This window comes from Chryseobacterium panacisoli, assembly GCF_008274625.1.
GTDB classification, from domain to species: domain Bacteria; phylum Bacteroidota; class Bacteroidia; order Flavobacteriales; family Weeksellaceae; genus Chryseobacterium; species Chryseobacterium panacisoli.
Genome location: NZ_VTRU01000005.1, coordinates 90,627 through 116,421, shown reverse-complemented (window position 1 = coordinate 116,421; position 25,795 = coordinate 90,627). Strand labels below are relative to the sequence as shown.

24 protein-coding genes are annotated in these 25,795 nt (G+C 35.8%); 15 read left to right on the top strand and 9 right to left on the bottom strand.

What is annotated here, in order from left to right:
- Positions 1-276: 276 nt before the first annotated feature.
- The 5 genes from FW781_RS17960 to FW781_RS17940 all read right to left on the bottom strand — a co-directional run bounded on the left by FW781_RS17960 (position 277) and on the right by FW781_RS17940 (position 5,543).
- Entirely contained in the window at positions 277-1,008 is a 732-nt protein-coding gene (locus FW781_RS17960) for a DUF72 domain-containing protein (protein ID WP_149388677.1), read from the bottom strand.
- A gap of 4 nt (positions 1,009-1,012) precedes the next feature.
- Positions 1,013-3,877 carry a heavy metal translocating P-type ATPase gene (locus tag FW781_RS17955; protein WP_149388676.1) on the bottom strand — a complete coding sequence of 955 codons (2,865 nt, stop codon included), beginning with the start codon at positions 3,875-3,877 and terminating at the stop codon, positions 1,013-1,015.
- Positions 3,878-4,079: 202 nt separating this feature from the next.
- The gene (locus FW781_RS17950; protein ID WP_149388675.1) at positions 4,080-4,640 is read right to left on the bottom strand and encodes a helix-turn-helix domain-containing protein; all 561 of its coding nucleotides are present in this window, start codon (positions 4,638-4,640) and stop codon (positions 4,080-4,082) included.
- Positions 4,637-5,032 (bottom strand): acyl-CoA thioesterase, encoded by a 396-nt coding sequence (locus FW781_RS17945; RefSeq protein WP_047384576.1) that lies wholly within the window; start codon positions 5,030-5,032, stop codon positions 4,637-4,639. The genes FW781_RS17950 and FW781_RS17945 overlap by 4 nt, the downstream gene beginning before the upstream one ends.
- 97 nt (positions 5,033-5,129) lie before the next feature.
- On the bottom strand, positions 5,130-5,543 hold the full coding sequence (locus FW781_RS17940) for a DUF6157 family protein (protein WP_149388674.1): 414 nt from the start codon (positions 5,541-5,543) through the stop codon (positions 5,130-5,132).
- Between the two features lie 328 nt (positions 5,544-5,871).
- Here FW781_RS17940 and FW781_RS17935 point away from each other — a divergent pair, with 328 nt between their 5' ends.
- Complete coding sequence (locus FW781_RS17935; RefSeq protein ID WP_149388673.1) at positions 5,872-6,231, top strand: RNA recognition motif domain-containing protein; 360 nt, start codon at positions 5,872-5,874, stop codon at positions 6,229-6,231.
- A 140-nt stretch (positions 6,232-6,371) separates the two neighbouring features.
- A complete protein-coding gene (locus FW781_RS17930; protein ID WP_149388672.1) occupies positions 6,372-7,124 on the top strand; it encodes a hypothetical protein in 753 nt (250 codons plus the stop codon).
- Between the two features lie 59 nt (positions 7,125-7,183).
- Here FW781_RS17930 and FW781_RS17925 read toward each other — a convergent pair whose 3' ends face one another.
- Genes FW781_RS17925 through FW781_RS17915 form a run of 3 tightly spaced genes read right to left on the bottom strand, consistent with a single transcriptional unit; the run spans position 7,184 to position 10,113 of the window.
- Positions 7,184-8,968 (bottom strand): DUF4153 domain-containing protein, encoded by a 1,785-nt coding sequence (locus FW781_RS17925; RefSeq protein WP_149388671.1) that lies wholly within the window; start codon positions 8,966-8,968, stop codon positions 7,184-7,186.
- Between the two features lie 24 nt (positions 8,969-8,992).
- Complete coding sequence (locus FW781_RS17920; protein WP_149388670.1) at positions 8,993-9,502, bottom strand: BlaI/MecI/CopY family transcriptional regulator; 510 nt, start codon at positions 9,500-9,502, stop codon at positions 8,993-8,995.
- Positions 9,503-9,510: 8 nt separating this feature from the next.
- Positions 9,511-10,113 carry a phosphatase PAP2 family protein gene (locus FW781_RS17915; RefSeq protein WP_149388669.1) on the bottom strand — a complete coding sequence of 201 codons (603 nt, stop codon included), beginning with the start codon at positions 10,111-10,113 and terminating at the stop codon, positions 9,511-9,513.
- Positions 10,114-10,313: 200 nt separating this feature from the next.
- On the opposite strand from FW781_RS17915, the gene FW781_RS17910 reads away from it, so the two are divergent.
- The 12 genes from FW781_RS17910 to FW781_RS17855 all read left to right on the top strand — a co-directional run bounded on the left by FW781_RS17910 (position 10,314) and on the right by FW781_RS17855 (position 23,287).
- Positions 10,314-10,745 (top strand): NIPSNAP family protein, encoded by a 432-nt coding sequence (locus FW781_RS17910; protein WP_198425309.1) that lies wholly within the window; start codon positions 10,314-10,316, stop codon positions 10,743-10,745.
- 317 nt (positions 10,746-11,062) lie between these two features.
- The gene (pdhA, locus tag FW781_RS17905) at positions 11,063-12,064 is read left to right on the top strand and encodes a pyruvate dehydrogenase (acetyl-transferring) E1 component subunit alpha (RefSeq protein WP_149388668.1); all 1,002 of its coding nucleotides are present in this window, start codon (positions 11,063-11,065) and stop codon (positions 12,062-12,064) included.
- A gap of 86 nt (positions 12,065-12,150) precedes the next feature.
- Positions 12,151-13,746 carry a pyruvate dehydrogenase complex dihydrolipoamide acetyltransferase gene (locus FW781_RS17900; RefSeq protein WP_149388667.1) on the top strand — a complete coding sequence of 532 codons (1,596 nt, stop codon included), beginning with the start codon at positions 12,151-12,153 and terminating at the stop codon, positions 13,744-13,746.
- Between the two features lie 273 nt (positions 13,747-14,019).
- The gene (locus tag FW781_RS17895; protein WP_121487614.1) at positions 14,020-14,688 is read left to right on the top strand and encodes an ABC transporter ATP-binding protein; all 669 of its coding nucleotides are present in this window, start codon (positions 14,020-14,022) and stop codon (positions 14,686-14,688) included.
- An 82-nt stretch (positions 14,689-14,770) separates the two neighbouring features.
- Entirely contained in the window at positions 14,771-15,283 is a 513-nt protein-coding gene (locus FW781_RS17890) for a murein L,D-transpeptidase catalytic domain-containing protein (RefSeq protein WP_228720228.1), read from the top strand.
- Positions 15,284-15,300: 17 nt separating this feature from the next.
- Positions 15,301-15,978: a RadC family protein gene (gene radC / locus FW781_RS17885; RefSeq protein WP_149388665.1), complete on the top strand. Its 678-nt coding sequence runs from the start codon at positions 15,301-15,303 to the stop codon at positions 15,976-15,978.
- Positions 15,975-16,889: a hypothetical protein gene (locus tag FW781_RS17880; RefSeq protein ID WP_149388664.1), complete on the top strand. Its 915-nt coding sequence runs from the start codon at positions 15,975-15,977 to the stop codon at positions 16,887-16,889. Before radC ends, FW781_RS17880 begins: the two co-directional genes overlap by 4 nt.
- 73 nt (positions 16,890-16,962) lie before the next feature.
- On the top strand, positions 16,963-17,895 hold the full coding sequence (locus FW781_RS17875; RefSeq protein WP_149388663.1) for a phytanoyl-CoA dioxygenase family protein: 933 nt from the start codon (positions 16,963-16,965) through the stop codon (positions 17,893-17,895).
- A gap of 130 nt (positions 17,896-18,025) precedes the next feature.
- Positions 18,026-19,147 carry a hypothetical protein gene (locus FW781_RS17870; RefSeq protein WP_172625760.1) on the top strand — a complete coding sequence of 374 codons (1,122 nt, stop codon included), beginning with the start codon at positions 18,026-18,028 and terminating at the stop codon, positions 19,145-19,147.
- Between the two features lie 24 nt (positions 19,148-19,171).
- Complete coding sequence (locus tag FW781_RS17865) at positions 19,172-19,684, top strand: DUF7935 family protein (RefSeq protein ID WP_149388661.1); 513 nt, start codon at positions 19,172-19,174, stop codon at positions 19,682-19,684.
- 17 nt (positions 19,685-19,701) lie between these two features.
- Positions 19,702-20,313 carry an inorganic pyrophosphatase gene (locus tag FW781_RS17860; RefSeq protein ID WP_089691215.1) on the top strand — a complete coding sequence of 204 codons (612 nt, stop codon included), beginning with the start codon at positions 19,702-19,704 and terminating at the stop codon, positions 20,311-20,313.
- 241 nt (positions 20,314-20,554) lie between these two features.
- Positions 20,555-23,287 (top strand): sodium-translocating pyrophosphatase, encoded by a 2,733-nt coding sequence (locus FW781_RS17855; RefSeq protein WP_149388660.1) that lies wholly within the window; start codon positions 20,555-20,557, stop codon positions 23,285-23,287.
- Positions 23,288-23,446: 159 nt separating this feature from the next.
- Here the strand turns inward: FW781_RS17855 and FW781_RS17850 are convergent, their stop codons facing one another.
- Positions 23,447-24,586, bottom strand: a complete 1,140-nt coding sequence (locus FW781_RS17850) for an aminotransferase class I/II-fold pyridoxal phosphate-dependent enzyme (RefSeq protein WP_149388659.1) — start codon at positions 24,584-24,586, stop codon at positions 23,447-23,449.
- A 160-nt stretch (positions 24,587-24,746) separates the two neighbouring features.
- Here FW781_RS17850 and FW781_RS17845 point away from each other — a divergent pair, with 160 nt between their 5' ends.
- Positions 24,747-25,787 (top strand): M28 family metallopeptidase, encoded by a 1,041-nt coding sequence (locus FW781_RS17845; protein WP_149388658.1) that lies wholly within the window; start codon positions 24,747-24,749, stop codon positions 25,785-25,787.
- The last annotated feature ends 8 nt before the right edge of the window (positions 25,788-25,795 follow it).

Genomic DNA, 25,795 nt, shown 5'->3' with positions numbered 1-25,795 from the left:
ATTGTTAAAAATCGTTAAAAATAACAGTTGAAAGTTAACAAATTACATGCCATGCTGTACAGCTTTTTTCTTTTTAAGTTTATTTTAAGAACTTTATTTTAAAGGGTATTTCTATTACTCGGTGCATTGTAAATTTATAACCTGTTTTTATTTAAACTTTAACATTTATAAATGCGAAACTAATAGGTTTTCTCTATTTTTATTAAGGTTTCAATATTCTTCATATAATAGGGAATTATTTTATGAGCAGCATCAAATTGTTGCAATAAAAGACAATTATTTTTCTAAAATGCTTTTTAAGTATAGAGAATTTTTAATGGCCGCTGTTCCCCAGGTATTATTAAAAAATATAAAAGCGGTTTGCTGAGAGTTTTTAATTTTTCCGGCAAGTTCATTCAAAAAGGCCTCGCTGTATTCGGATTTGTAAAGGACAGGCTTTCCGTGGAGTCTGTAATAGAGAATGGAAGGGTGGTTAACAATCAAGTCTTCAGGAAGATCAGCCGGAAAACTTACACCGGAAAAAGCAATACCCAGACTTTTTAGCAGATCAAAGATTTCTTTTTGCCACCATGAGTTATGCCGGAATTCAATTACATTCAGAAATGTATGATCTATAGAACTGATGATACGTTCTATATTTTCCGGAGTATTTTTAAAGGATGGAGGAAGTTGGTACAGAAATCCGGAGAGTTTGTCCTTCAGATGGCTGTGGATATGACTGCAGAATGCTGCTATGTCTTCTTTTGAGTTTTCAAGACGGTTTTGATGGGTAATAGATTTTGGGATTTTAATGAAAAACCTGAAAGAACCGGGAGTTTCATCATACCATTTCAAAAGTGTTTTTGATGTAGGTTTTCTATAAAAAGTAGAATTAATTTCTACTGCGTTGAATGTTTTTGAGTATAAAGAAAGAAAATCTTTGCTTGGGGCATTTTCGGGATATAATGACCCTTTCCAGTCGTTATTATAAAATCCTGAACACCCTATGTAAAGATTTTCTTTTGTCATGATGTTATTTTATATCCAGATTTACCGAGTTTAATCTCAATGAATTCAGAATCACAGACAGGGAACTGAAGCTCATTGCTGCAGCTGCAATCATAGGTGATAACAGAATTCCAAAGAATGGATACAATAATCCTGCCGCTATCGGAACTCCCAGTACATTATAGATGAAAGCGAAGAATAGGTTTTCTTTAATGTTTTTGAGAAGCTTTTCACTTAGTAATTTAGCTTTTGCAACACCCAGAATATCTCCTTTTAACAAAGTAATCTCAGCGCTTTCAATAGCTACATCTGTTCCTGTTCCCATAGCGATTCCTACATTTGACTGGGCAAGGGCAGGGGAATCATTGATTCCGTCTCCGGTCATGGCTACGATCTTCCCTTGTTGCTGCAGTCTTTTTACCTCGTTCAGTTTATCTTCCGGAAGACAATTGGCTTTGAAATGTTTAATTCCTAATTCATCAGCGACAGCTTTGGCTGTATGCTCATTATCTCCGGTCATCATAATAATATCAATTCCTTCGTTCATCAGCTGTTTAACTGCTTTTTTGGAGCTTTCTTTAATTTTATCTGTAAAACTTATGAAGCCAAGCACGTGCTGATCCTGTGCGATATAAGAGATGGTATGTGCCTTTGACTGTACTTGCACAGCTTTTTGCTTTAAACTTTCCGGAATAGTGATCTGATGTGAGATCAACAGATTTTCATTTCCTAAATAAGCTGTTTTGCCATTAATATTTCCTTTTACTCCTTTTCCTGAAATATTTTCAAACTGATCCACTTTTTCAGAAGTTATACTTTCATCTTTTGCTCTTTTTATGACCGCATTGGAAAGCGGGTGTTCTGAGTTTTGATTCAATGAAAAAGCCAGCTGTAAAATCTGCTTCTGATCTCCGGCTGCTGTTTCAATATATTCTACAGAAGGTTTTCCTTCCGTTAAAGTTCCTGTTTTATCTGTAATCAGAACATTTACTTTATTCATTTGTTCAAGAGCTTCAGCATTTTTGATCAGAATCCCGTTTTTGGCACCTTTCCCGATTCCTACCATTAAGGACATGGGGGTGGCCAGTCCCAGGGCACATGGACATGCTACAATTAAAACAGCAACAGCGTTCACGAATGCAAATAAGGTTCTTTTTCCTTCCGGACCGAAAAACTGCCACAGGATAAAAGTAAGTACAGCAATAAGAATTACAACAGGAACAAATACTTTTGCAACTTTGTCGGTAAGTTTCTGGATGGGCGCTTTGCTTCGGCTGGCTTCATTCACCATTTTAATGATCTGTGAAAGCAGTGTTTCATCACCTACTTTTTCAGCTTTCATGATAAATACCTGGTTGCCATTTATTGTTCCGGACGACACTTTATCATCCACATTCTTTTCAACGGGAACAGGTTCACCCGTGATCATACTTTCGTCTACGATAGAATTTCCCTCGGTAATTTTTCCGTCCACGGGAATTTTTTCACCTGGTTTTACTTTTAATAAATCTCCGATTTTCACTTGAGAAAGCAGTACTTTCTTTTCTTCACCATTTATAATAAGGTTGGCTTCGTCCGGTGAAAGATTCATGAGTTCCTTGATGGCATTACCTGTTTTTTTATGAGCGGCGGCTTCCATTAACTGGCCTAAAATAACAAGGGTTAAAATCACACAGACTGCTTCAAAATATAACGGAATTTCATGATTGTGGCCGCGAATTTCATGCGGAATAATATCCGGAAATACTAAAGCTACAATACTGAAAATAAATGCAGCAGCCACACCCAGCGCAATAAGGCTGAACATATTGAGATTCCATGTTTTAAAAGAAACCCAGCCCCTTTTCAACAGGAACCATCCGGAATAAAACATGACCGGAATAGTTAATGCAAGTTCAATAAATCCCTGAATCTGATGGGAAAAAGGAAAACTGATAAACATTCCGCCCATTGACAGGATGAAAACCGGAATCGTAAATGCCAGTGAAGTAATGAACTTTCTCTTTAATATATTATATGTTTCATCCTCTTCATCATCACTGCTGTCCGGCATTCTTACGAGATCCATTCCGCAGATCGGGCAGTCTCCAGGTTCATCACGAATAATTTCCGGATGCATAGGACATGTATATTTTGCGGTTTTCTTTTCCGGATACTTTACCAGATCCATACCGCAGACAGGACACCCTACGTTGGAATCATAGGTTTTATCACCTTCACAATACATAGGACAGTAATACCTACCTGCCATTTCCTCAGTTACTTTGGGGGCTTCGTGATTATGGCTGTTGTGATCATGATGATGATGAGCATGGGAGTGAGACTGATGCTGTTGTGCATGTGCTTTTTGTATAAGTTGTTCAGTGATCGGTTCTAAATGCATGTGGCAGACCGGGCAGTCTCCTTTTTCATCGTACACTTTATCACCTTCACAAAACATAGGGCAATAGTATTTTCCGATACTGTCATTAAAGTTTTCCGGAAGATTGGTTGCAGAAAAGGCTGGCTTATGATTGGGGTCTTTGGCCAGTTTTTCTTCAATGGGAACCAGGTACATTTTGCAGACAGGGCATCTTTCACCTTGTTTGAAATATACTTTATCTCCTTCGCATTCCATTGGACAATAGTATACAGAAGATGGTGATACCCGGTCCTGAGGTTTTACAAAGGCTTTCTCAGGATTATTCGGGTCTTCAAGCCTGTATTTTCCTATTTCTGCCAAAGCATCATTTAGCACTGAAAGTTTTACTCCATGATCGGAAGTAATGGTTGCGGTATTGTTTTCCAGATTGACATCGGCTTGTACACCTTCAACACTGTTCAGTTGATTTGAAATCTTTTTCTGGCAGCCGGAACAGGTCATTCCGAGTATTTTATACTGTTGTTCCATGATTCTTAAATTTATACTACAAATTTCCAAAACGGAAGGCTAAGGTTGTTATAAATTTAAGGATAATAGTTATAAAATTAGGTGGAATGGAAGAGTTTGAGGGTTAGAGAGTATAAGAGTAAGAAGGTGTGAGAGTTTGAGAGTTTATAAGTGTGATAGGAGTATTTAACTCCTTCACCCCTAAACGCTCAAACACTCAAACTTATAGATTGTCAAGTGCTTTGCGGTTGTGATCTTTGAGTTTTTTGAACTCAGTAGGAGTGAAGCCGGTTATATTCCGGAATTGGGAAGAAAGATGCTGAACGCTTTTATAGCCAAGCTTTCCGGCAATTTCAGTAAGGTTGAATTCATTGTAGAGAAGAAGTTCTTTTACCTTTTCAATTTTCTGAAGAATGAAGAACTGTTCTAAGGTGATATTTTCGTTTTGTGAAAATGTTTTTGAAAGTGAACTGTAGTCCTTATGGAGTTTTGAACTTAAAAATTCTGAAAGCAGAAAATCTTCAGCAATATCAAGGTCGCTGATCTTTATGATGATCAGGTTTTTGATTTTTTCAATAATCTGATGCGAAGAATCCATGATTCTTTCAAAACCTGTATCAAGCAATTCTTTTTCTATGGCCTGCATTTTTTCAGGAGAAACTTCAGTTTCTGTTTCTGCTGCACCTAATACAATAGAGCTTGTTTTTACATCTGCATTACGGAAAATATTTTCTACTGCCGTAATGCATCTGTTGCAAACCATGTTTTTTATGAAAATTCTCATAGACTGTTGTTTAACCTGTCTTTTACAAATTCAATCTGGGTTTTGCCGTGAGGAGAAGGGTTGCCTTCCGCATCAAGGTTTACCATTACGATTTTTTCTACAGTAATAATGGTTTGATGGGTCATTTTATTTCTTACATCACACCTTAAAGTAACAGAAGAGGAACCAAAATGAGTGGCCTCAATTCCTATTTCTATAATGTCACCCTGCTTAGCAGAACTTACGAAATTAATTTCTGAGATAAATTTGGTCACCACTTTTGTGTTTTCCAACTGGATAATGGCATATAATGCAGCTTCTTCATCAATCCATTGAAGGAGTCTTCCTCCGAAAAGAGAGTGATTAGGATTTAAGTCTTCTGGTTTTACCCATTTTCTTGTATGGTAGTTCATATCTTTTAATAGTTTGTAGCACAAATTTAGTGTTAAAAGCTGATGTTTTCAAAAGAATAGCATTTATTGATCTGAAAATAGTGATTCATTTTCTCAATCATTTCCTTTTGGAGCGCATGGCTTTTGTTTTTGTAACAGAAGTGTCATTCAGTAATGTTTGATATTCTTTGCTTTCTACAGGAAACAGGGCTACTTTCTTATCTTTATTATGGTGGATTCCGAATCCGTATCTTTTAGCTAATGGAGAAGATCGAAGGCAGGCTTGGCCTTTGGAAAAGAATTTTTCTCTTTCTTCCTGTTTTTCATTTTCTGAAATATCATTTTTAATGACATAACACTCAAAAATAATATCATCTGATGAATATTGATAAGGATTTTTTATAAGCTTCTCGTATTGAAGGCTGGCAATTGTTTTTTCTTTTTTCTCAGGAGGAATCTGAGCCCGGGAAACCGGACAGTCTTCGGCTACTTCAATAAAGGTGTTGATGTAATTAGTAGTGTGTTGTTTCATTTCTGAGTTTTAATTGAATAGAATACTATCTCATGGATTTTCAAAGTTATAGATGTCCAAGGCTTTTTTATTTAAAAAAAATTAACTAATTTTATATAATTGATTTTTTAAATGTAACTATTTGTAAATCAGTGTATTTTATTATGTTTGTGTTGTTTTTTGATTTTTGAGATTCAACATAATGTGAGAAATATGTAAAAAAAGCTTTGATTTGAAATTTTTAATTGTATCTTGCATACGTTTATATTTGGAATCAATATTTGTTCATTAATTTATGTTGTTTTTCTTTTATATACCAAATTTTTATTAATTTTTTAATTTATTTAAAATGAACATTTTTGTTTCAAACATCAATTACGCAACTAAAGAGTATGAGTTGCACGATCTATTCGCAGAATTTGGAGACGTATCATCAGCTAAAATCGTTACAGACAGAGAAACTGGTCGTTCCAGAGGTTTCGGTTTCGTAGAGATGGGTGATGAAGAAGGACAGCAGGCTATTGAAGCTCTTAATCAAAAAGAATTCAACGGAAAAGCTCTAAACGTATCTGAAGCTAAGCCAAGAGAGGAGAAGCCAAGAAGAAGCTTCGACAACAACAGAGGCGGAGGTTATGGTAACAACAACAACAGAGGCGGAGGCTATGGTGGTAACAACAACCGTGGCGGAGGCGGCGGAAATCGTTGGTAAAAATATGAAGCGGCTTTTAAGCCGCTTTTTTTATGCAATTTAATTTCCAGTAAATCATTTGATTAGAGTTTTGTATTGAAATATTGAGGTGTTTTGGCATAATTTTAGAAAATTATCAATCAATCAAAAAGTAAATTATAATGAAAAAACATTTATTAGCATTAATGATGGTGTTTGGTGGATTATTAATCAATGCACAAAACATCTACACTGGTCAGACTCTGGAGCAAAACAGAAAGTATTGGGCAAGTAACAACCGATATTATCTAATTTTTCAAAATGACGGTAATCTGGTTTTATACAATAGAGCGGGTGCCTCAATGTGGGATTCTAAAACAAATAATAAAGGGGTGAGAGCTGTTTTTCAGGAGGATGGCAATTTAGTCGTTTATACTCCGGGAAATGGAGTTGCTTTCAGCTCTAATACCAATGGCAGAAGAGCAGAAAGGTTAACGGTTCAGGATGATGGTAATCTTGTGATTTATAATGGTTCAAATCCTTTATGGGCCTCAAAAAGCGATTTGAAAAATGGCGGAAGAAATAATGGCTTTGGCCGTGGAAACGGTAATGTAAATACAGGACACAGATTCCGTAAGGGAGAAAAAGTATTTTCACCTAATGGCAGTTATTATTTAGCATTCCAAAATGATGGAAATCTGGTTTTATCCTATGACAGTGGTGATGTAATCTGGGCAGCCGGAACAGATAATAAAGGAAGCAGAGCTGAATTTCAGGCTGATGGAAACCTTGTTGTATATGATTCCTATAATAAACCTGTCTGGAGTTCAAATACTTCCCGCAGAGGAGCGAATAAGCTTTCCGTACAAAATGACGGAAACCTGGTAATCTACGGAGATTATACTCCACTATGGAGTTCCGGAACCAATAGATAAAATATTTTCTATATACAATAAAAAAAGACTGCCACAAGGACAGTCTTTTTTTTAATCTGTTATTTTAACCTGATCAGGATGTAAACATTTTCGTAATAAATGCTGGCCAGCTCATTGTCAGAATATTTTTCTCTTGTAATTTCATTGAAAATAAGCTTGACGTGGTATTTGCCCAAATCAGATTCCATTGCTATTTCAGGAACTTTTACGGTGCCGTTCTTGTTTTTATTTTCGTCAAATAACTGAATGATCTGCGGGCCGAAATCCACTTCTTCTTTAGAATTTAGTCTCAGTATCAATGAAGATTTATCAGTCAGCTGATCGGTAAGTTCAAACTGATCTTCATTCAGTTTCTGCGGATCTCTGCTGTAACGATGGAAAGAAAGTAAATATTGATAATTTTCGATTCCTATAATTTGTTTTTCAGGAACAAGAACAATTCTGTTCAGTTCGTAAGGCTTGTTTTTAACAGTAATATTTACATCCGAAAATTTATTTTGAATAGTATAATTGATGCTGTAAAATGTGCCTTTTTCAATGTTATCGGATAACTCTGCCTGATCTTTTTGATTCAGAAGATTTGATAAAAATTTGCCTTGTTTTCTCTCCGCCAGAAATTCAAATTTATCAGCAATCTCATTACGGACTGTATCCGTAATTTTTTTATTAAAATTAATTTTACCGGCACTGATCAGCTGATTTTGATTTAAAATATTCATCAGCTCAGTCTTCTGACTTCTCTTAGCAACACTGAAAGCATTAAAATAAGGGAAGATTAAAGCAAAAGCACCAAATAAAAATAAGCTGACCGGAATAAACTTTATCGTTGCCTTTCTGCTGAAAATAAAGTAAACAACAATGCTGAGGAGCCAAAGTGCGAGAAGGAAAACAAAATATCTTGGTTCTGTATAGCCATACTCCAGAATTCTTGTGAAAATAGCTGTGAAAAGCAGAATAATCAAAGGAACAATGGTATAATAAAATGCTTTTGAAAATATCTTAACCCATGATTTTGCATGTTCCTCTTTTAATGGATGTACCAGAAGCAACGCCAGAATTCCAACAATGCTGTAAGCCAGAACAAGATAAGAAACCCAGCCTCTGGGAAGCTGCCAGTTAATAAGGATTTTAAAAGAATAAAAATAAAGAATCGCTACGTAAATAAGCAGCAGCGGGATTAAGATAAACTGAGTAAAAAACTTTAAAACAACAGGATAGGTTCCATCTTTTTCGAGATTATTTAAACCTTTATCACTGAATAAAAGAAAAATAAAGCTGCTTCCGAAAATAGCCAGAACAAAAAATGTATCTGTATAACTTCTGTGATGAAAGTGAAAATCAAAAAGCTTGTCAACAGCTAAAATGGCCAATTCAACTCCGCCGGTCAAAACGCCTGTAAATACAACGGTAAGGAAAAAATTAACAAAAAGATTTTTGTTATACTGCCAGAATCTGAGTTCTCTGTCTTTTTTAAGAAACGGAATAAAAGAAACCAATAAGTGGGAGAGAAGAGCGGTAACAGCAATGATATAAGCATAGACCTCGGTGAAATTATTCTTTTTATCAGGCAGGATACAGTAGAACCCAATAAGAAAAGCAACACCACATAACTGTAATAATAATTCTTTCCCGATTCTCTGTGATACCATTTTCAGGGCAAACATCAGTGAAATTCCGAGGCAGGCACAAATCGTGAATTTAATATACGTTGTAACTTCTTCAAGCTCTGTTTCAGCAATGCAGATGGCCCCGATTGCAGCTAATAAAGCCACTGCCAGAACCATTGGATAACGGAAAATGACTTCATTGGCCCGGCTTAATGTTTCCTGGAGTTTTGTTTTCATGATTTGGTGTTTTTGAGAGTAAGATTAATCTTTTTTCTTCTTTTTCTTTTTGTCCTTCTCCTTCTCCTTTTCTTTCTCCTTTTCTTTCTCTTTTCCTTTAGCCTTCTTCTCTTTTTTAGGACTTAAGATTTCTTCAGCAATTTCAAACTTTGGTTCTTCAACTTTTGATGGTTTTATTTCGATTTTTAAGTCAAAATATCCTTTCATATCTTCCTGGGAAATTAATTTTTCGTTTAATAAAAGTTCCAGAATCTCCTTCCCAGAATTATTAAAGAAGGTATTCGATAGTTCTTTCAATAGGAATTTTTTATATCCTTCCAGAGGAACAAGTACTGTGTATTTGAAAATTCTTCCTTCTTTTACGGTGGATAGGTAGCCTTTCTCAACCAGTATTTTCAAATAAGTGGAAACCGTATTCTGGTGTGGTTTAGGTTCCGGATGCTGCTCCATAACGTCCTTCAGATAGAAAGATTCCATTTTCCAAAACAGCTTCATAAAGTTTTCTTCTGCGGCAGTAAGATGATTTATTTTCATAGAGTATTCTAATGTTGAAATTGAATATTGCAATAAAGATAGATAAAAGATACCATAAAAGCTATTCCGGCTCCCATAAATACCTCTTTTACGGTATGTCTTTTTAAAATAACCCGGGTAATCCCAACCAAAGTGGCAATTCCCAGCCATAGCAGACCCATTTTCCAGTCAAGGCTAAAAAATAAGGCTGCTACAAATATATTGAATGCGGTATGCATCGAGCTTTTGATGAAAAGATTGCTGATCTGTAAGGCAAAAAGAAGAATTAAAATAAACAGCATGACAAGATCAACAGATCCGTTTCTGATATAATGGAAAAGAAGATAAGCAATCACACAGGCTGCAATAAATATGTACAATGTTTTCCTTTGAACCCGGTTGGAGACATCCATATTGGTATACCTTCCTGTTTTCACATTCCACACCAGCCAAATGACAACTGGAATAATAATCATTGCTAATATGGGAATGAAGTACATCATAGAATCTTTAAGGGTGTATTCCCTGATGCTCATAAATGTAAAGAAAATGATCAGAGAGACCAATGGATTAAAAAAATCAGAAATGACTTTTGAAATTTTATGTAGCAATGAAGACTGTTTTTCTTCCATAATCAAGTTTAAAAATCAAATATACCATTATAACCCCAAAAAACAAATGGAAAACAGAGGTGTGAAAGGAGCTGAATAATATGAAAATGATTGGATTTCAGTTACTTTTGATAAAATAAAATATTTTTCTGCTATTTAAATTAATATTAAATTTTACCGAAAATGTATACCTTTAACTAATCAGTTTTAATCCTTATATAATGAAACATCTATTCACATTCCTTTTGATCATTGCAGGTTATTTTACTTTTGGACAAAAGCTTTCTCATGAAAATATTTCTGCGATGCCGGCCCCTGTACATCAGTTAAGAATTTATGAGGTTCCCAAAGAGAATAAGCAGGTTTTTCTGGACCGTTTCCGGGATCATGCGCTCAGGATAATGAAAAAATACGGTTTTACCATTGTAGCAACCTGGGAATCGGAATTCAGGGAAAAAACAGAATTTGTATACCTGCTTGAATGGAAAGATGAAAATGCAATGAAAACTGCATGGGAAGGATTTATGGCAGATAAAGAATGGAAGGAGATTAAAGCCAGAACAGCGAAACAATATGGTAATTTCGTTAATGAAATTGAAGACAGAACCCTGAAACTTACAGATTTTTCTCCGGAAAAGAAGCTATTAAAATAACCAAAAGATATATTAACAATAATTAAAGAGGAAAGAAATAGTAGAGCAAAAAGTACCAAATCCTGAGATCTCCTAATTATGTATTGTTTCAGAAAAGCCACATGGATAGGCAGATTCCTCATATATCGTGGTAAGAATGTAAAGGATAAAGTGCTGCTTCATCAGTCTTTCCAGGGGTCGAAAATTAAGAATAATCCGTTCGGCCTGCAAATAGATTTTACAGAAAAAACGAAAAGTTATCTATGTATAGAATAAAAACAAAGTTTTTTTCATAATTTTGCTCAACTATTTCATCATAAAAAAGCAAGAGCTAACACATGAAAGAATTTTCTAAAGAGGTATACCTGAAGTGGTATGAAGATATGACAATGTGGAGAAGGTTTGAAGACAAATGCCGTTCTCTTTACCTAAAACAAAAGATCAGAGGTTTTTTACATTTGTATAACGGTCAGGAAGCTATCCCTGCAGGATTCACACATGCTATGGATCTTACAAAGGATAGTATGATTACTGCTTACAGATGCCACATCCATCCAATGGCGATGGGCGTAGATCCTAAAAGAATTATGGCTGAACTTTGCGGTAAGGCTACAGGTACATCCGGAGGTATGGGTGGATCTATGCACATTTTCAGTAAAGAGCACCGTTTTTACGGAGGACATGGTATCGTTGGAGGACAAATTCCTTTGGGTGCAGGTATTGCTTTTGCAGATAAATATTTTGACAGAAAAGCAGTGAACATCTGTTTCTTTGGAGACGGAGCTGCAAGACAAGGTTCTTTACATGAGACCTTCAACATGGCAATGAACTGGAAGCTTCCTGTAGTATTTGTGGTAGAAAACAACCAATATGCAATGGGAACTTCTGTAAAAAGAACTGCCAATCACGAAGATATCTATAAATTAGGATTAGGATACGAAATGCCTTGTCTTGCTGTAGATGCAATGGATCCTGTAAAAGTAGCTGAAGCTGCTTATGAGGCTATTGAAAGAGCAAGAAGAGGAGACGGACCTACATTCATTGAAGCAAGAACATACCGATACAGAGGACACTCTATGTCTGATGCTGAACCATACAGATCTAAAGAAGAAGTGGCTATTCATAAAAATGATGACCCAATTGAGCTTGTAAAGCACAGAATTTTAGAAAACGGATGGGCTACGGAAGCAGACTTGGAAGCTATGGATAATAAGTCAAGAGACTTCGTTGAGGAGTGTATCGAATTTATGGAAAATTCTCCATATCCAGAAGCAGAAAAGATCTATGAGTATGTATATGCTCAGGAAAACTATCCATTCCTAGACAAATTAGAAAATTAATAATTAGATAATTTGAGAATTTGAAAATGAATTAGATTTTTTAATTCTCTCATCATCACATTAACAAATTATCATATTAGAAAATTATGGCAGAAGTAATTACGATGCCCCGCCTGTCCGACACTATGACGGAAGGTAAAGTGGCAAAATGGCATAAAAAAGTAGGAGATAAAGTAAAAGAAGGAGATATTTTAGCGGAAATTGAAACCGATAAAGCTGTTCAGGATTTTGAATCTGAAATAGAAGGTACCCTTTTATACGTAGGCGTAGAAGAAGGAGGTGCTGCTGCTGTAGACTCTGTTTTGGCTATTATCGGGAATGAAGGAGAAGATATTTCAGGATTGACAGGTGGAGCTGCTGCTCCCGCTGCAGGAACTGAAGAAAAAAAATCAGAAGAACAGCCTAAAGCAGAAACTGCTACACCTGCTGCAACAGAAGTTCCGGCTGGAGTAGAAGTTATTACAATGCCAAGACTTTCTGATACAATGACAGAAGGTAAAGTAGCTAAATGGCACAAAAATGTTGGAGATACAGTGAAAGAAGGAGATCTTCTTGCTGAGATCGAAACAGATAAAGCAGTACAGGATTTTGAGTCTGAATTCAATGGAGTATTATTGAAGCAGGGTGTAGAAGAAGGAGGTGCTGCTCCGGTTGATTCTGTATTAGCAATCATTGGTCCTGCAGGAACAGATGTCTCTGCTGTAGGCGCTCCAAAAGCTGCAGCTGCATCAACTGAAAAACCAGCTGAACAAAAAGCAGAAGCTAAACCAGAAGAAAAAGCGGCTCCTGCTGCAGACTCTTCATCTTCTGACAGAGTAGCAATCTCTCCACTGGCTAAGAAAATGGCCCAGGATAAAGGAGTTGATATCCACAGTGTTCAGGGATCTGGTGAAAATGGAAGAATTGTTAAAAAAGATATTGAAAACTATCAGCCAGCTGCGAAATCAGCTGCTTCAGCTCCGACAGCAAGTGCTGCTCCGGTTGCAGTAAGCTTTGTACAGGGTGAAGATACAGAGACTCCAAACTCTCAGGTAAGAAATATTATTGCAAAACGTCTTTCTGAAAGTAAATTCTCTGCTCCTCATTACTATCTGATGGTTGAGATCAACATGGATAAAGCTATTGAAGCAAGAAAAGAAATCAATTCTTTACCTGATACTAAGATCTCTTTCAATGATATGATCATTAAAGCTACTGCAATTGCTTTAAGAAAACACCCTCAGGTAAATTCAAGCTGGGCAGGTGATAAGATCATCCACAGAGGAAATATCAATATTGGTGTAGCAGTAGCTATTCCTGACGGATTGGTAGTTCCTGTATTGAAAAATACAGATCAGATGACGTATACCCAGATTTCTGCATCCGTAAAAGATATGGCCTCAAGAGCTAAGAGCAAAGGTCTTAAGGCTAACGAAATGGAAGGATCTACATTCTCTATTTCTAACTTAGGAATGTTCGGAATTGAAACGTTTACAAGTATCATCAACCAGCCAAACTCTGCCATCCTTTCAGTAGGAGCAATTATCGAGAAACCAATTGTAAAAGATGGTCAGATCGTAGTTGGAAATACAATGAAACTTTCATTGGCATGTGACCACAGAGTGGTAGATGGAGCTACAGGTGCTCAATTCTTACAGACATTAAGAACATATTTAGAAAGTCCATTAACATTGTTACTGTAATTTTCTGAAGTGAAAATATTGAAACCTCCCAAACCGGGAGGTTTTTTTGGTTTTGGGTAAATTAAAATGCAGATTACTAATAAACTCTGAAAAAGAAAATAATACTTTTCACATAATTTTTATAGCCAAAATATAAAGGAAATAATTAAAAAAATAATAGAAAAGACCTATATAAGTGGATGAAGAAAATCTAATCGGAATAAAACTAAAATAAAATATAAACCGCTTCAAAAAGCGGTTTTTTATTTGAAGGCAATTCACTATTTTTGAAACATGATTAAAGCAAGAAATATCCATAAATCTTATGGGAATTTAGAAGTACTGAAAGGAGTTGATATCCATATCAAAATGGGAGAGGTAGTTTCTATTGTAGGAGAATCAGGTGCAGGTAAATCTACGTTACTGCAGATTTTAGGAACGCTGGATCATCCGAGCCAATCAAACAAATATGATACTGAAATTGAAATAGCGGGAGAGTCATTTATTAATATGAATGACAAGCAGCTGTCAAAGTTCAGAAATCAGAACATTGGTTTTGTATTTCAGTTTCATCAGCTTCTTCCGGAGTTTACAGCGCTGGAAAATGTATTGCTTCCGACTAAAATAGCTGGAGCCAATGAAAGAGAAGCGCTAGAAAAAGCGTATGCCTTATTTGAAGATCTGAAGATAGAACAAAGACTGAATCACAAACCTAATCAGCTTTCAGGTGGAGAAGCACAAAGGGTCGCTGTAGCTAGAGCTTTAATCAATTCACCCAAAATTATTTTTGCGGATGAGCCTACAGGAAACCTGGATTCCAAGAACGCAGATGATCTTCACAGATTGTTTTTTGATCTTAGAGACAAATATAACCAGACTTTTGTGATTGTAACCCACAACCCGAATCTTGCAGAAATTACAGACCGCAAGCTCGTTATGAAAGACGGAATGATCATAGAATAGAAGCATACAATAGCAGATGATGAAACACTTTATTTTTCTTTTTATAATTTTAATTTCCTGCTCAAAAGCTGAATCTCAGCAGTTGAATTCATTGAATGTGCCTCAGACAAGGATTTCGGAAATTAAAAATTATATTAAAGGAAAAGAGTATAATCAGGAATTGGCTGTTTTTATCAACTTTAAGATTCCTTCCGGGAAGTATCGTTATTTCATTTATAACCTGAAAAATAATACAATTGTACAGCAGGCTGTTGTATCCCATGGTTCAGGTTCAGTCATTCCACAGTCTGATGCTTTAAAATTCAGTAATGTTGAAGGTTCTTATCAGTCGTCTCTGGGAAAATATGCCATCGGAGAAAGCTATGTAGGAAAGTTTGGTAAAGCTTACCGGTTAAAAGGGCTTGATTCTACCAACAGCAATGCAATGCAGAGGGCAATTGTCCTTCATTCCTACGGATGTATTCCTGATGTGGAATCTCAGACTCCGGCATGTTTAAGCTTAGGATGTCCGATGCTTTCGGTAAATGCTCTTAAAGAAACAGCAATATATATTGATCAGTCGACAAAGCCGGTGATCTTGTATGCATTTTATTAATTCATAACCTTTTTTTCATGGCTATAAAATTTCTTGCAGAAGATGACAGACCCAGAGAAAAGTTTTTGCAGAAAGGCAAAAGCTCACTTTCTGATTCTGAGCTGCTGGCTATTATTATGGGAAGTGGAAATAGAGAGGAAAATGCTCTGGAACTGGCACGGAAAATTTTAGCCTCAGTTAATAACAGTTGGCATCAGTTGAGCTTACTTTCTGCTAAAGATCTGATGAAATTCAAAGGAATTGGAGTTACAAAAGCGATTTCGATTATTTCAGCTTTAGAAATCGGAAAAAGAAAGACAGTACAGGAAATTCCTGAAAAAACTTTGATTGGTAACAGTAGTGACGCTTATTTTATTCTTCAAAACCAACTTTCTGACTTAAGAACTGAAGAGTTCTGGGCTATTTTCCTTAACAACAGTAACAAAGTAATTCATGTTTCAAAACTTACTCAGGGAGGAATCAGCCAGTCTATCGTAGATGTCAGAATTCTATATAAAACAGCACTGGATCATTTTTCAACGGGTATTATCATTGCCCACAACCATCCTTCCGGAAGTTTAAAACCAAGCAGGGAAGATATCAATATTACACAAAAAATAAAAGAAGCAGGAAATACTTTAAGTATCCAGCTTTTAGACCATATTATTGTCACGCAAGATTCCTATTTTAGTTTCTCGGACTCAGGATTATTATGATTAGAAGATTGAAATACCATGAAATTGATTTTGTAAAATATGCTCAATGTTTAGAAAATTCCGAACAAAGAAAATATTCTGCAACAAAAGATTTTTTAGATACAACTTCTACAATGCCATGGGAACTTCTGGTTTATAAGGATTATGAGGCTGTGATGCCTGTACCTTTTGTAAGAAAATACGGGATGAAAATTGTTCATAATCCGAAACTCTGCCAGCAACTCGGTGTTTTTTCCACTAAAGATAATGTTGACCTTAATGAGGCTTTTTTAGAATATCTGGAAAAAAATTACATGATCAGAGCTTATCCATTCAATGATGTAAACCAGCTTCGCGCAAAGATCAGAATCAAGAAGAACTTTTTATTATATCCCAATGCTTACGAGAAAGTACGTGCCAACTATTCTCCCAAAAGAAAAAGAAAACTCCGTTTAGATAAAGACGTTTTAAAAGAATCAGAAGTTAAAACCATCTCTTTTGACAAAGCAAAGACTTTTATAGAAGCCAACACGATAGGATTGAGTAAAGACAATGATTTGTGTGAATTCATGAGAATTTTTGAGAGTTTTCATAAGTTGGATTACCTGAAGTTCACAGCTTTTTATTATCAAAACAAGATGATCAACGTAATTGCTACTTACACAGACTGCAATATGGTAGCACTTTTGGGTAATTTTAATGATAAAGATTACGTAAAATTATCAGGAGCTTCAGTACTGATTGATACCGTTATTAAAGAAAATATTGAAACTCATATTTTTGACTTTGAAGGGGGAGAGCTGCCTAATATTGAAGAGTTTTTCAGAGGATTCCGCCCGGAATTAAGACCTTATGGAATTATTGAAAATTCAAAAAAGAACCTCTTTAAAAAATTAGGATATCTTATTATGAGAGGAAAGTCCTTTTTATGATGAAAAGCATTGTTTAGATTGGTTCTAATTAAGTAATATTCCGTAACTTTATAAAATCCTTAGTAAAACAGCTATGTTACAACAGATTCGTCAGTACAAATTATCATATATGCTTTATAACTTGTTTAAAAAGAATAAATTAAAGCATAATATTCCATTGTATAAGAAATACGGAATCAATAAGAATTACTTTTCAAGTATTTCGAGTAAAGATTTTGCTCATCTTCCTGCCAGTGATAGAAAGGTAAATTATGCAAAGCTTACAGAAACTCCTTTTTTTAAAAAGTTATCGGAAGAAAATAAAGAAAGTGTTCTTCAGTATGATGATAATGGCTATCTGATTCTGAGAAACTTTCTGACTCCGGAAACGGCTGATCAAATCAATACAGAAATTGATAAGCTGATGGAAAAAGGTACACTGAAGTTTATTTACGGAGGAAAACTAATGTTTGCCATTCATCATTCAGAAATTATTAGAAATATCGGAAGCGATAAGGAATTGTTAGAATTTTTATCTGTTTTACTAGATGGAAAATCCAAACTTTTCCAAAGTATCAATTTCATCAATGGAAGCCAACAAAAAACACATTCGGATAGTATTCATATGACGACTTATCCTCTGGGAGGATTGCTTGGAGTCTGGATTGCATTGGAAGATGTAGATGAAACGAATGGCGCTCTTCATTACATTCCCAAGAGTCATAAATTACCCTATTTCCTGAATTCTGATTATGATAATGAGGGTACAGCCCTGAAAATCGGCAAGAAAAGTTACAGAGCTTATGAAACATTTCTTGAAGATAAAGTAAAAGAACTGGGATTAAAAAAAGAAGTCTTTAACGCAAAAAAAGGTGATTTATTAATCTGGCATGCCAATATTCTTCACGGCGGTGAGCCTCATACGGATAAAAACAGAACAAGAAAGAGCCTGGTATATCATTTCTTTGATGAAAATAGTGTTTGTTATCATGAAGTGACTCAAAGGCCTGCATTGTTTGAATTGTAATCCTTTATTATAAAAGCTTTTTATAAGAATATAAGTTGATAGTTTTTTTACATTTGTATACTTATAATATCAACGTATGAAAAAAAGGGAAAATATTCTTGTTTTTATATTTTCAATCTATGTATGCATTATGTCATACTACCTATATGCCAACCATTATTACAATACTGATATGGAAGCTTATATGGGGTTGATTTATAAAACAGAATATCCCGAAATGAAAATTGAAGAGATTCATCAGAAAGTATATGATGAATTGCGGGAAAAGAACCCTGACTTTGCAGGATTAGGACCTGTAGATCCAATGGTGAAAGAATTAGCCAAAGGTGAAAGTACCTATTACAAAATATTGTCACAAAATCCTAAAGCCTATGAGGAAGAATTACAGCTTTTTGTAGTGAAGCCTTTTTATAATTTCATCAATTGGGCATTTTTTAAATTAGGTTTTAGTGCATCTGCTTCCAACTCTTTAATTTCAGCTATTTCTTACGCCCTGATTCTTATTTTGATTTTCATTTTTTTGATAAAAATTCTCAAAAACTATAGTCTTGCCTTTATCATCACGATTTTAATTTCCCTGTTCAAACCTCTTCAGGAGTCAGGCAGGCATGTCTCTGCAGATTCTTTATCATGTCTGTTGCTTCTCTTGAGCTTCTATATATTTTTAGTAAGAAAAAATTTCTTTCTTGCAGGTATCTTTGCTATGCTGTGTATTCTCACAAGACCGGAATATTTTATTTTTTATTCTTTTCTGTATGGCCTTATTTATTTTTATAGGAATAGGCTTCAGGTGAAAACAGTTCCATTATTGATATCATATGGATATCTGGTTCTTACCTTCTTTTTAATACAGGCTTTTAACCAGGTTTCATGGTCTGCACTCTTTATGAATCAGTTTACAAAAGTTCAGATTTACCCTGTATCACAGCCTGATCCGTTTTCTCTCTCAGATTATATTCACTTTATTAAAAGTAAAATAATGTTGGAGTTCAATGCTTCCTATTTTCCGTTGCTGTTGATTTTTATCATCATTATTCTGGCTAATAATTTTTCCCTTAATAATAAAAAAACACAGGCCCAGGTCTTGTTTTTTGCAATTGTTTATGGAACTGTCATGTTGAGATTCCTGGTTTTTCCGTCTCTGGCAAACAGGATGATGTCGGGCTTTTATCTTATAATTATCTTAGCATTAGTTTATATACAAAATTCTAAAGTGGATATCTTTAAAAACTCTTTAGAAGACGGAAAATAATTAGTAATTTTGCAGTCTAAAATTATGACGAGTCTTTCAGGATATCTACCGTATGCATTTGCATTAATTATTGCAATTCCTTTTTTGGTTTTGCTCAGACAATTTGTACACTCGTACATTACCCTTAAAAATCAGGAAATCAAACTACTTACCGTGAAGTCGAATTCAGAGAATAAGGCACATTCTTACGAAAGAATGACCTTGTTTCTGGACAGAATGAAGCCGTCAAACCTTATCCAGAAGTTTGATAGAGAACTAGCGGTTCATGAGTTTATTTTCCTTACCGAAAAAACAATCAATGAAGAATTTGAATATAACTCTTCGCAGCAGTTATACATCACAAAAAATTCATGGAAGAATATTGTAGACTCTAAAAATGCAATCATAGAACTCCTTCACAAAACCTATGACGGATTGAAAGGAGAGGTTCAGCTGGATGAATTCAAAACGATTTTCATCATGAACTACATGGAAGGAAACGATTATATTGTGGAAACAATAGAAGACTTAAGAAAAGAAATTTTAATAATAACTTAAAAAATAACAGATAAATAATGATTCCAAATTTTAAAGCACATCCATGGCACGGAATTTCTGCAGGAGAAGATGCGCCAAATGTTGTAAACGTATTTGTGGAAATTGTTCCTTCAGATACTATTAAATATGAAGTAGATAAAGAAACAGGATACTTAAAGGTAGACAGACCACAGAAATTTTCAAATATCATCCCTGCTTTATATGGTTTTGTTCCAAGAACATACTGTGACAAGGAAGTGATGAGACTTGCTGTGGAATCAGGAGCTACGGATGTTACAATGGGAGATCATGACCCTCTTGATATTTGTGTTTTAAGTTCTCACAACATCCACGCCGGAGGTCTATTGATGGAAGCTATTCCAATCGGAGGTTTCAAAATGATCGACGGAGGAGAAGCTGATGATAAAATCGTTGCAGTAATGATCAACGACCATGCTTTCGGACACTTCAGAGATATTGCTGAATTACCAGAAGCTGAAGTAAGAAGATTAATGCACTATTTCCTTACGTATAAAAACCTTCCGGATGAGCCTGCAAAATGTAGAATCCAGGAAGTTTATGGAGCTGAGCACGCAAGAAAAGTGATTAAAGCTTCTCAAACAGACTATGCAGATAAATTCGGAGGATAAGATTCTCTTAATGCAATACAATAAAAGAGGGTATACAGGTTTCTGTTTACCCTTTTTTTACGCATAGAATATGTCTGAAAGCCTTATTCAGTACTGTTTTTTCATAAATTTTGGCAACTATAAGTTCGGTGCAATATTTTTATCCTTTTTGATGATAAGCATCATACTGTTAAATTTTTTAATGCTTTGATGGTAATTATTTATTATATTTAATTTTCTATTACCAAAAAAATATTAAACTATGGATCTATTTGTGTTAGTGCCAATTTTTGGTGTCGTAGCTTTGCTTTATACATTTCTTCAGAGCAACTGGGTAAATAAACAGAATGCCGGAAATGAAAAAATGAAAATAATCAGCGGCCATATTGCAGACGGGGCAATGGCTTTTCTAAAGGCTGAATATAAAATCTTAATGTACTTTGTGGTGGTAGTCGCCATTTTACTCGCCGTAATGGGATCAAGTAATGCCAACTCACATTGGAGTATCGGTATTGCCTTTGCCGTAGGAGCTGTATTTTCCGCATTAGCAGGTTTTATCGGGATGAAAATTGCTACCAAAGCCAATGTCAGGACAGCAGAAGCTGCAAGAACTTCACTGTCGAAAGCGCTTAAAGTATCTTTTACAGGAGGTTCTGTTATGGGAATGGGAGTTGCCGGACTTGCTGTTTTAGGCTTAGGATCACTATTTCTGATCATTAAACAGATCTTTGCGCCCGATGCCACAGTAGATTCTCATGAAATGGAAAAGACTATTGAAATTCTTACCGGATTTTCTCTGGGGGCAGAATCCATAGCACTTTTTGCAAGAGTAGGAGGCGGTATTTATACCAAAGCGGCAGACGTAGGTGCTGACCTTGTAGGGAAAGTAGAAGCCGGAATCCCTGAAGATGATCCCCGAAATCCTGCAACCATTGCAGATAACGTAGGTGATAACGTAGGAGATGTAGCAGGAATGGGGGCCGATCTTTTCGGATCTTATGTTGCAACAGTTCTGGCAACCATGGTATTAGGTAGAGAAACTATTTCTGATGATGCATTCGGAGGTTTTGCTCCAATCCTTTTACCCATGCTGATTGCAGGGACAGGAATTATATTTTCTATGATCGGAACTTTATTTGTAAAAATTAATGATAACGAAGGCTCATCCACTTCCAGTGTACAGAACGCTTTAAACCTTGGAAACTGGGGAAGTATCGTTATTACAGCCATTTCATCATACTTCCTGGTAACTTATATCCTTCCGGAAAAAATGGTTCTAAGAGGCCATGAGTTTACTAAAATGGGAGTATTTGGTGCCATAATGGTAGGATTGGTTGTAGGTACTTTAATGAGTATCATTACAGAATATTATACTGCAATGGGTAAAAGACCTGTTTCCAGTATCGTGAGACAGTCTTCTACGGGGCATGCAACTAATATTATCGGAGGGCTTTCTGTTGGTATGGAATCTACCTTACTTCCGATTATCGTGCTGGCTGGAGGAATCTATGGATCTTATTTGTGCGCCGGACTTTACGGGGTTGCCATTGCCGCAGCAGGAATGATGGCTACTACAGCTATGCAGTTGGCAATTGATGCTTTTGGACCTATTGCTGATAATGCCGGCGGTATTGCCGAAATGAGTGAACTTCCCAAAGAAGTGCGTGAAAAAACAGATATTCTGGATGCGGTAGGAAATACAACGGCAGCTACCGGAAAAGGATTTGCAATTGCTTCAGCAGCTTTAACAGCATTAGCTTTATTTGCAGCTTTTGTTGGGATTGCAGGAATTGACGGAATTGATATTTACAGGGCAGATGTTCTGGCCGGCCTATTTGTTGGTGGAATGATTCCGTTTATCTTTTCATCATTGGCAATCACTGCAGTTGGGCAGGCGGCCATGGCGATGGTAGAAGAAGTAAGAAGACAGTTTCGTGAAATTCCGGGAATTTTAGAAGGGAAAGCACAGCCTGAATATGAAAAATGTGTTGCTATCTCTACAGATGCTTCCATCAGAAAAATGATGCTGCCGGGTGCTATAGCAATCATCTCACCGCTTTTGATAGGATTTATTTTCGGTCCCGAAGTATTGGGAGGATTTCTGGCTGGTGCTACGGTATGTGGGGTTTTGATGGGGATGTTCCAGAATAATGCGGGAGGAGCCTGGGATAATGCTAAAAAGTCATTTGAAAAAGGCGTTGATATCAATGGACAGACCTACTACAAAGGTTCAGAGCCACATAAAGCATCTGTAACAGGAGATACGGTTGGAGATCCGTTTAAAGATACTTCCGGACCTTCCATGAATATTCTGATTAAGTTAATGTCAATTGTTTCTTTGGTTATTGCACCTACTTTAGCTGTTTTACATAAAGATAAAATAGAGGCAAACAGAAAAGCAAAAATAGAAAGTCTTACAGGGGTTACCAGTGCTGCAACAGGTGTCAGTGCAGATGCCAAAATAATTGCTGTAGTTCCGGGAGAAATTAAAGGGCATCTTAATGAAAACGGCGACTTTGTGTATGAAACAGGAAATATTCAGAAAATAAAACTGGATGGAGGAAAAACGATTGCCATAGGAGATGGTAGCCAGCTTTACCAGCTTTATAATGTAGTAAAACAAAAAGACAAATCAGCTTTAGATCCTAATAAATGGTACACCATCGAAAACCTTTATTTTGAAACAGGTTCAAGCGATCTGAAGGCAGAATCTGTACTCCAGCTGAATACTTTAGCTGAAATCTTAAATGCATATCCTGATCTGAAAATAAAATTAGGCGGTTATACAGACAATAGCGGTAATGAGGATAGTAATCTTAAGCTATCCAACCTAAGAGCACAAACAGCAAAACTTAAACTACTTGAGTTGGGTATTTCGGCAGACAGAGTAGAAGCTGAAGGATATGGTTCACAATATCCGGTATGTGACGCTAATGACACCGATGAATGTAAAGCAAAAAACAGAAGAATTGATGTAAGAATTCTGGCTCTTTAAAATCAATTAAACTATAATGAAAGCACTGCCTTGGCGGTGCTTTTTGTTTACCATATAAACCTGGCATAGAAAGAAAATAAATATCTTGTAAGTAAAATATCCATAATCATCTGTGAAAATCCGTGAAATCTGCGGGAAAAAACAAATGCATGAGAAAAATCAAAGATTCCTTTTTAAATGTTCCAACGCCTGGATAATCAGTTCATCCTTTTTAGCAAAACTGAACCTGATATAATCTGAATTCTGCCTTGAATTATAAAAAGCCGAAAGTGGAAGGCAAGACACATTCTTCTCAATTGTAAGCCATTTTGAAAACTCTACATCCGTCATGGTAGTAGAAATATCCCTGAAGTTAACGACCTGAAAGACACTTCCTTCCGCCTGTTGTTCAACTTGCAGTGGAGTTTCCTGAATCAGCTGATTAAAAATATTTCTTTTATTCTGCATTATTTCTTTATTGACGGCCGGATCAAACACGTCCAGATACTTAGCGATAGCATATTGAGCAGGAGCATTGGCACTGTAAGAAATATACTGTTGGTGGCACTGAAATCTAGCTGTTAAAGTTTCAGAAGCAAGCATATAACTGACTTTCCATCCTGAAGTATGAAACATCTTGCCAAAAGAAAAGATACAAAACGTCTTTTCCCTAAGCTCCGGATGAATAAAAGAACTGTAATGATTAACTTCATCATAGCAGTAAGTGTCATATATTTCTTCGGAAATCAAATAAATATCGCGGTCCTTAATTAGTTCATACAATTGATTCCAGTCTTCCTTTTTCCACACTTTTCCGGTTGGATTTTGAGGAGAGTTTACAATGACAGCTTTGGTTTTTTCAGTGATACAGTTTTTAAACAAATCCCAGTTGATTGTAAAATCACCATCAAGATCATAATAAACCGGGATTCCTCCATTCATGACAACGGCAGGTCCATAAGTATAATATGAAGGTTGGATAATAATTACTTCATCATGCTGATTTAAAATTGATTTGAGGGAAGTATATAAAGCAAAGGTTGCACACGGGACTATGGTTATTTCTTTAGTTGTAACAGGAATTCTGTGAGTCCGTTTCGCATTATAACGGATGATACTTTCAATCAGAAGGGGATTGCCGGCGAGGGGCTCATAATGGTAAGTGTCTTTTTCAGCAGCTTCTTTTAAAAGTATTTTAAGTCGTTCATCAATATCAAAATCGGGGAGCCCCAGGGAAAGATCAAAGCTTCCGTGTCTGTCTGCCAGTTCGGACATTTCTGTAAAAAAGGAATAATGAGTAAATCCGAAAATTTTATCCACCTATTTTGTATTTTAATCAAATATAATAAAAAAATAACACCGTATTGGTTTTTAAATTGAAGTATTGTTAATTTTACAATGAATAACATGCGATTTTGTGATTTTGATTCTACATGTTGGGATTCAATAAAATTTGTTATTTTTAAGAAATTTATTCTTTATGAAAAAAATACTTATTCCGTTATTTGCTTTGGCTATAGTGACCAGTTGTGGAACGGCAAAAATATCTGATGGGAATGCCTCACATCCTGTTTCAACAAAACATAACAAAGCGTTTAACAATGCATACAAGGAAATTAATGCTGAGGATTTAAAGAAAAACCTGTATGTTATTGCAGCAGATGATATGGAAGGACGTGATACAGGAAGCAAAGGACAGAAGAAGGCGGGAGAGTATATGATTAATTACTATAAAAATCTTGGTATTTCCGGACCTAAAGCATTAGGCTCATACTATCAGAAAGTTCCATCTGAGTTTATGAAAAAAAGAGGCGGAGGTAACCTTCCCGATTCTGAAAATATTTTAGCTTTTATTGAAGGAAGCGAAAAACCGGACGAGATTGTTGTAGTTTCTGCACACTATGATCATGTAGGAACAAAAAATGGAGTCGTGTACAACGGAGCAGACGATGACGGAAGCGGAACTGTAGCGGTAATGGAAATTGCCAAGGCATTTCAGCAGGCAAAAAAAGCAGGAAAAGGACCTAAAAGATCGGTTCTGTTTCTTCATGTTACAGGAGAAGAACACGGATTGTTTGGCTCAGAATATTATTCCGAAAATCCTGTTTTCCCATTAGCCAATACCGTTGTAGATCTTAATATTGATATGATTGGACGTGATGATCCTGCCAACAGGGGAAAACAATACGTTTATGTAATTGGTTCTGAAATGTTAAGCTCTCAGCTTAAAGTGATTAATGAAGCTGCTAACAAAAGGACGAATAATCTGGAACTTAATTACAAATATGATGATTTGAATGATCCTGAACAGCTGTATTACCGTTCAGACCACTATAATTTTGCCAAACATAATATTCCTGTAGCCTTCTTCTTTGATGGTATTCATGAGGATTATCACAAACCGGGTGATGATCCTGAAAAGATTGATTATCAATTGTTGGAGAAAAGAACCCAGCTTATTTTTACCACAGCCTGGGATATTGCCAACAGGGAAGAAAGAATTGTGGTTGACAAAAAATAATCAAGATT

Excerpts from the sequence above, each read along its gene's own strand:
- FW781_RS17935 (WP_149388673.1), top strand. The coding sequence starts at position 5,872 with ATGAACATTTTTGTTTCAAACATCAATTACGCAACTAAAGAGTATGAG.
- FW781_RS17870 (WP_172625760.1), top strand. The coding sequence starts at position 18,026 with ATGTCATACTACCTATATGCCAACCATTATTACAATACTGATATGGAA.
- FW781_RS17855 (WP_149388660.1), top strand. The coding sequence starts at position 20,555 with ATGGATCTATTTGTGTTAGTGCCAATTTTTGGTGTCGTAGCTTTGCTT.
- FW781_RS17955 (WP_149388676.1), bottom strand. The coding sequence starts at position 3,877 with ATGGAACAACAGTATAAAATACTCGGAATGACCTGTTCCGGCTGCCAG.
- FW781_RS17895 (WP_121487614.1), top strand. The coding sequence starts at position 14,020 with ATGATTAAAGCAAGAAATATCCATAAATCTTATGGGAATTTAGAAGTA.
- FW781_RS17915 (WP_149388669.1), bottom strand. The coding sequence starts at position 10,113 with ATGGAAGAAAAACAGTCTTCATTGCTACATAAAATTTCAAAAGTCATT.
- FW781_RS17880 (WP_149388664.1), top strand. The coding sequence starts at position 15,975 with ATGATTAGAAGATTGAAATACCATGAAATTGATTTTGTAAAATATGCT.
- FW781_RS17910 (WP_198425309.1), top strand. The coding sequence starts at position 10,314 with ATGAAACATCTATTCACATTCCTTTTGATCATTGCAGGTTATTTTACT.
- FW781_RS17845 (WP_149388658.1), top strand. The coding sequence starts at position 24,747 with ATGAAAAAAATACTTATTCCGTTATTTGCTTTGGCTATAGTGACCAGT.
- FW781_RS17940 (WP_149388674.1), bottom strand. The coding sequence starts at position 5,543 with ATGAAACAACACACTACTAATTACATCAACACCTTTATTGAAGTAGCC.
- FW781_RS17900 (WP_149388667.1), top strand. The coding sequence starts at position 12,151 with ATGGCAGAAGTAATTACGATGCCCCGCCTGTCCGACACTATGACGGAA.
- FW781_RS17930 (WP_149388672.1), top strand. The coding sequence starts at position 6,372 with ATGAAAAAACATTTATTAGCATTAATGATGGTGTTTGGTGGATTATTA.
- pdhA (WP_149388668.1), top strand. The coding sequence starts at position 11,063 with ATGAAAGAATTTTCTAAAGAGGTATACCTGAAGTGGTATGAAGATATG.
- FW781_RS17865 (WP_149388661.1), top strand. The coding sequence starts at position 19,172 with ATGACGAGTCTTTCAGGATATCTACCGTATGCATTTGCATTAATTATT.
- FW781_RS17860 (WP_089691215.1), top strand. The coding sequence starts at position 19,702 with ATGATTCCAAATTTTAAAGCACATCCATGGCACGGAATTTCTGCAGGA.
- FW781_RS17950 (WP_149388675.1), bottom strand. The coding sequence starts at position 4,640 with ATGAGAATTTTCATAAAAAACATGGTTTGCAACAGATGCATTACGGCA.
- FW781_RS17875 (WP_149388663.1), top strand. The coding sequence starts at position 16,963 with ATGTTACAACAGATTCGTCAGTACAAATTATCATATATGCTTTATAAC.
- FW781_RS17920 (WP_149388670.1), bottom strand. The coding sequence starts at position 9,502 with ATGAAAATAAATCATCTTACTGCCGCAGAAGAAAACTTTATGAAGCTG.
- radC (WP_149388665.1), top strand. The coding sequence starts at position 15,301 with ATGGCTATAAAATTTCTTGCAGAAGATGACAGACCCAGAGAAAAGTTT.
- FW781_RS17925 (WP_149388671.1), bottom strand. The coding sequence starts at position 8,968 with ATGAAAACAAAACTCCAGGAAACATTAAGCCGGGCCAATGAAGTCATT.
- FW781_RS17960 (WP_149388677.1), bottom strand. The coding sequence starts at position 1,008 with ATGACAAAAGAAAATCTTTACATAGGGTGTTCAGGATTTTATAATAAC.
- FW781_RS17945 (WP_047384576.1), bottom strand. The coding sequence starts at position 5,032 with ATGAACTACCATACAAGAAAATGGGTAAAACCAGAAGACTTAAATCCT.